This window comes from Duganella rhizosphaerae, from assembly GCF_040364205.1.
In the GTDB taxonomy this organism is placed as follows: Bacteria; Pseudomonadota; Gammaproteobacteria; order Burkholderiales; family Burkholderiaceae_D; genus Rugamonas; species Rugamonas rhizosphaerae.
Genome location: NZ_BPWK01000095.1, coordinates 1 through 228 on the forward strand (window position 1 = coordinate 1; position 228 = coordinate 228).

Below are 228 nucleotides of genomic sequence, written 5' to 3' on the forward strand. Positions count from 1 at the left end.
TTGGACTCGAACCAACGACCCCCGCGTTATCAACACGGTGCTCTAACCAGCTGAGCTACAGCCCCAAATGCTGTTCTTTATTCATTACAGCCGATAAGTGTGAACGCTTGATGAGTAGTCATTGCTGACCAGTGCTACTCTAGAAAGGAGGTGATCCAGCCGCACCTTCCGATACGGCTACCTTGTTACGACTTCACCCCAGTCACGAATCCTACCGTGGTAAGCGCC

Annotated in this window: 1 rRNA gene; it reads right to left on the bottom strand. The window is 51.8% G+C overall.

Features of this window, described 5'->3' with window-relative positions:
* Positions 1-143: 143 nt before the first annotated feature.
* Positions 144-228: ribosomal RNA gene (locus tag RUGAMON1_RS32765) — 16S ribosomal RNA — on the bottom strand; the annotation flags it as partial.